This window comes from Albidovulum sp. (assembly GCF_049646345.1).
In the GTDB taxonomy this organism is placed as follows: domain Bacteria; phylum Pseudomonadota; class Alphaproteobacteria; order Rhodobacterales; family Rhodobacteraceae; genus Albidovulum.
In genome coordinates, this window is the sequence record NZ_JBARVQ010000059.1 from 1 (window position 1) to 4,683 (window position 4,683).

5 protein-coding genes are annotated in these 4,683 nt (G+C 63.0%); 1 reads left to right on the forward strand and 4 read right to left on the reverse strand.

The features are described from left to right. Positions 1-1,158: aldehyde dehydrogenase family protein (locus tag WBB85_RS01450; RefSeq protein ID WP_432636846.1), on the forward strand; the 1,158-nt coding region annotated here is incomplete at its 5' end. Between the two features lie 272 nt (positions 1,159-1,430). On the opposite strand, the gene WBB85_RS01455 is transcribed toward WBB85_RS01450, so the two are convergent. From WBB85_RS01455 to WBB85_RS01470, 4 genes are all read right to left on the reverse strand, one after another. Then, on the reverse strand, positions 1,431-2,405 hold the full coding sequence (locus tag WBB85_RS01455) for an acyltransferase family protein (protein ID WP_432636847.1): 975 nt from the start codon (positions 2,403-2,405) through the stop codon (positions 1,431-1,433). Positions 2,406-2,486: 81 nt separating this feature from the next. Further along, complete coding sequence (locus WBB85_RS01460) at positions 2,487-3,260, reverse strand: YgfZ/GcvT domain-containing protein (protein ID WP_432636848.1); 774 nt, start codon at positions 3,258-3,260, stop codon at positions 2,487-2,489. Further along, positions 3,257-4,381, reverse strand: coding sequence for a pyridoxal phosphate-dependent aminotransferase (locus WBB85_RS01465; protein WP_432636849.1), 1,125 nt, complete (start codon positions 4,379-4,381; stop codon positions 3,257-3,259). The genes WBB85_RS01460 and WBB85_RS01465 overlap by 4 nt, the downstream gene beginning before the upstream one ends. A 76-nt stretch (positions 4,382-4,457) precedes the next feature. Then, positions 4,458-4,683: hypothetical protein (locus WBB85_RS01470; RefSeq protein ID WP_432636850.1), on the reverse strand; the 226-nt coding region annotated here is incomplete at its 5' end.

The window sequence follows — 4,683 nt, forward strand, 5'->3', positions numbered from 1 at the left end:
GCGAAGGGCAGCCAGGCGCCGTGCCTGCCCTGGCATCTGAACAACTTCCTTATGGCCTTCGATGAGATTGAATGGGTCCGGCCGCTTGGCCCCCATGCGCCGAATGACCGGATTTCGTTGGAACCCATCGGCGTCGTCGGCCTGATCACGCCCTGGAACTGGCCGATGAACCAGATCGCGCTGAAGGCCATTCCGGCGCTGCTGGCGGGCTGCACCTGTGTGCTGAAACCGTCCGAGGAATCGCCCCTGAACGCGATGCTCTTTGCTGAGTTCTGCCACGATGCGGGCGTGCCGCCGGGCGTCTTCAATCTGGTGAATGGCGACGGCTTGGGCGTTGGCGCGCGACTGTCGAGCCATCCGGATGTGGAGATGATCTCGTTCACCGGCTCGACCCGCGCGGGCAAGGCGATCTCGGTGGCTGCGGCGGAAACGCTGAAGCGGGTGACGCTGGAACTGGGCGGCAAAGGCGCCAACGTGATCTTTGCCGATGCCGATGAAAAGGCGGTCAAGCGCGGCGTTCTGCACATGATGCAGAATTCCGGGCAAAGCTGTAACGCGCCGTCGCGCATGCTGGTCGAACGCTCGGTCTATGACCGCGTGGTCGATGAGGCGGCCGAGGTCGCGAACAAGATCACCGTCGGCCCGGCGTCAGAATCTGGCCGCCATATTGGCCCGGTGGTGAACAAGCGCCAGTGGGACCAGATCCAGGGCTATATCCAGAAGGGCATCGACGAAGGTGCCCGGCTGGTCGCGGGCGGCCTTGGCCTGCCCGAGGGGATGAACAAGGGCTATTATGTGCGCCCGACGGTCTTTGCCGATGTGAAGCCCGGCATGAGTATCGAGCGTGAAGAAATCTTCGGCCCGGTTCTGGCGATCATTCCCTTCGAGGATGAGGCGGACGCCGTACGCATTGCCAACGATACGCCCTACGGTCTGACCAACTACGTCCAGACCAAGGACGGCGCCAAGCGCAACCGGATGGCGCTGGCGCTGAAATCCGGCATGGTCGAGATGAACGGCCAGAGCCGTGGCGCCGGTGCGCCCTTTGGCGGGGTCAAGGCGAGCGGCAGAGCCCGCGAAGGCGGCCATTGGGGGATCGAGGAATTCCTTGAGGTCAAGGCGATCTCTGGCTGGGCCAGCGATCTGGCCGCTGAATAGGTCTGCTATCGGGCCTTTGCCGACATCCGCGACGCCCCCTTCGCCCGGAATCAAGCGCGAAGCGCGCCGGGCGAGCGCCTGCCCGTCCCGGCGGGCTGGCGCTTTTGCGGCCGCGCGCCTCGCATGAGGCCAGAGGGGCTTTGCGGGCATAAAGCACCCCGAATACAGGTCACTGCGCCACCCCACGGGCAATCGGTCGCCCGGCTTACGTGGCGCGTCCTAACGACTGCAATGGGTTCAACCCGGGCCACCCGAGAACGCAACTTAGCCCTTTATTGCTGCCCGACCTCTGCCCTCTGGCGCGTTTTGCGAAAGCGGGTCGCCCGCCAGTGTTCGACCGGACGATCCACCAGATGAAAGAACAGCGCTGCAAAGGCGAAGGTTCCGGCGATCATGGCCAGTTTGCCGAAATCGCCGATCTCCCCACCTGCAATCTTCCGCACGACAAGGAAGAAGGGATAGTGCACAAGATAGAGGCTGTAGGAATAATCGCCCGCATAACGATCGAACCCGCCCGACCTCAGTCGAACCGCCCAGCCGACAAGCGGTACGAACATCAGGCCGACCAGCAGGTTCGGCCCGGCCCCTTCCACACCGAACCGCGTATCGGCAGCGAATTCCGGAGCCCCGGGAAAACCGATCTTGAAACCAATCAGGATCAGGACGGCCGCCAGGATCCCGACAGCGGCCTGACGCCCGGTGAATGTCAGGTTCCACGCATGAATTAGCGCGCCGAACCCGAAGGATGCGATATAGATGAAGACTGTCTTGATCCCGGTAAGCGTATAGAGCTGAAACCCGACCCAGGTCAGCGCTGCCAGCAGGACAAGGACAAGACCGCCGCGTTTGAGCAGTGGGAAGGCCAGCGGCGCGATCAGGTAGAATTGCATCTCCAGATCAAGCGACCAGGATACGCCCAGAAGATCGTGCGCATGCGTGGCCACGCCCAATAGCGGCAGGGCCTGCGGCCAGTCCGGATCATAGTGGATGCCCAGCCCCTTTCGCGCGGCAAAGGCCAACAGCAGGGCCGCGACATAGGCAGGATAGAGGCGCAGAAACCGCGACAGATAGAAGGTCCGCAGCGGTGCGGGATCATGCCGGTATTTCTGATCAAACTGGCGGGTGACCCAATAGCCGCTCAGAATGAAGAAGGCGATGACGGCCACCCCCCCGAGCTTGACGCCCGAAGTGTGGGAAAGGACAACCAGAGACGCCAGAACGACTCGTAATATTCCGGGACCAAACACGCGATTTCCAGCCTCAAACAATGCGCCGGGACCATCGCGCGTCATCCCTGATGCGTCAACCGCGCATATCGGGGGCCACACCTATTCCTGCTGAAGCAGCGTGATTGTTGCAGGACCGGCGGCAAGGGGCCCCTCGGCCCGGTCCAGACGAAGATAGGCAATCGCCCTGTCGCCAGACCGGGTGAAGACCGTGCCGATCGGCCTTCCGTCCCTCAATGTGATGTCCGTCCCGGCTGCGGCGCTGCCGTCGATCCGAACGGTGAGGAACCGTTTGCGCAGTTCGGTCTTGTGTTTCATCCGGGCGGTCACTTCCTGCCCGACATAACATCCCTTGCGGAAATCGACGCCATTCAGACGCTCGAACCCCGCCTCAAGGATATAGGTATCGTCCGGGACCAGCTCCATCCCGGTTTCCGGGATGCAATGGGCAACCCGGATCGCGTCCCAATCGATCTTCGGTTCAGCCCCCGTTTCGTCGCCATAACAACGCCAGCCGAGCGCCTCATGTCGCGGATCGGCAAAGGCGCCGTCAGGGGCAGGCCCCAGCCCCCGCACAACCGCGATATCGGTCGCTGCGATCGCCACATCTGCGCGCAGCCGGTACATCATCAGACGGCGCAAAAGCCCGTCGGCCAGATCGGCCTGAACATCCAGAAGAATGCGGTCCCCGTAGGGCACGAGGAAGAAGTCGGCCAGATACTTGCCCTGTGGCGACAAAAGCGCGGCATAGGTTAGCCCCTGTTTCAGCCGCCCGACATCATTGGTCACAAGCCCCTGCAGGAACGCTTCGCGATCCGTGCCGGTGATTTCCAGCACGCGCCGGTCTTTAGCCGTCTCACCCGCCCTGTCTGTCATGCGCCATCTCCTTTCATGCCCCGGGCCGCCACAAGTGCTGCGCGCAGTGCTGCCGCGAACAAATCCAGATCCTGCCGCCGACCGCAGCTGGCCCGGATACAGCGGTCATGCGGCGCGACAAAGGGCATGCGGACAAAGATATGGCGGGCGATCAGTTCCGATAACACTTGCCGGGCAAAATCGCCGTCCTGCCCGCAATCCACGGTCACAAAGTTGGTGGCCGAGGGCAGCGGCGTCAGGCCATTGTCGCGGGCGATCCGGGCAATGGTGTCACGCGATGCGGCGACCGCGGACCGGACCATCCTCAGATGATCCTGATCGGCCAGCGCTGCCAGCGCCCCGGCCTGAGAGATCCGGCACATGCCGAAATGGTTGCGGACCTTGTTGAAGGCCGTGATCAGGCCCGCATCCCCGATCGCATAACCGACCCGCGCACCCGCCAGACCATAGCCCTTGGAGAAGGTGCGCATGCGGATGACACGGGGATCGGACGGGTCGATTGCCGGGGCGGTACCCTCTGGCGCAAGTTCCAGATAGGCTTCGTCAAGGACAAGAAGTGTACCCTCCGGCACTGCCGCAATCATCCGGGCGATGGTGTCAGCGCCATGCCATGACCCCATCGGATTGTCGGGATTGGCAAGGTAGATGAGCTTTGCACCGGTTTCGGCCGCCTTGGCGACAAGCGCGGAGGGGTCCCCGTGATCGCCCTTGTAGGGCACTTTGTGAAGCACGCCGCCGAAGCCTGCGACATGGAAATTGAAGGTCGGATAAGCGCCGTCCGAGGTGACGGCCGCCTCACCGGGGCCGGTGAGCATGCGGACGAGATAGCCGAGAAGCCCGTCAATCCCTTCGCCCACAACGATGTTTTCCGGGCTGACGCCGTGATGGACGGCGAGTGCGTGGCGGAGGTCGTGAGCCTCCGGGTCGCCGTACATCCAGACGTCCCGCGCCGCACGCGCCATTGCTTCGATAGCTTTCGGCGAGGGGCCGAAGACATTTTCATTGGCGCCGAGCCGGGCCGCGAAAGCCTTGCCCCGGTCGCGTTCCAGTGTCTCGGGCCCAACGAAGGGAACCGTGGCGGGCAGGCTGTCGACAAGGGGCGTGTAGCGGGGTCCGGTCATGTCTGCCTTTGTTCTGGCGGCGAGGCCGGGGGCGGTGCCCCCGGACCCCCGAGGTATTTGGGCCAAGATGAAAGGATCAGCCGATATCCGCCAGCCTTTTCAGAGCGGCTTTCAGCTTTTCCGCCTCTTCCTCTGCCAGGGTTAGTTTTTTGCGGGTTTCCTCGACGATCTCCTCGGGGGCGCTTTCGACGAATTTGGGGTTGTTGAGGCGGCCCTTGAGGCCCCCCATATCTTTCGCAAGCTTCTCCAAAGATTTGGAAAGGCGCGCTTTTTCCTCACCGATGTCGATCACGCCCTCAAGC

Bases quoted from the DNA above. Each gene is read 5' to 3' on its own strand.
- WBB85_RS01465 (WP_432636849.1), bottom strand. From the start codon at position 4,381: ATGACCGGACCCCGCTACACGCCCCTTGTCGACAGCCTGCCCGCCACG.
- WBB85_RS01460 (WP_432636848.1), bottom strand. From the start codon at position 3,260: ATGACAGACAGGGCGGGTGAGACGGCTAAAGACCGGCGCGTGCTGGAA.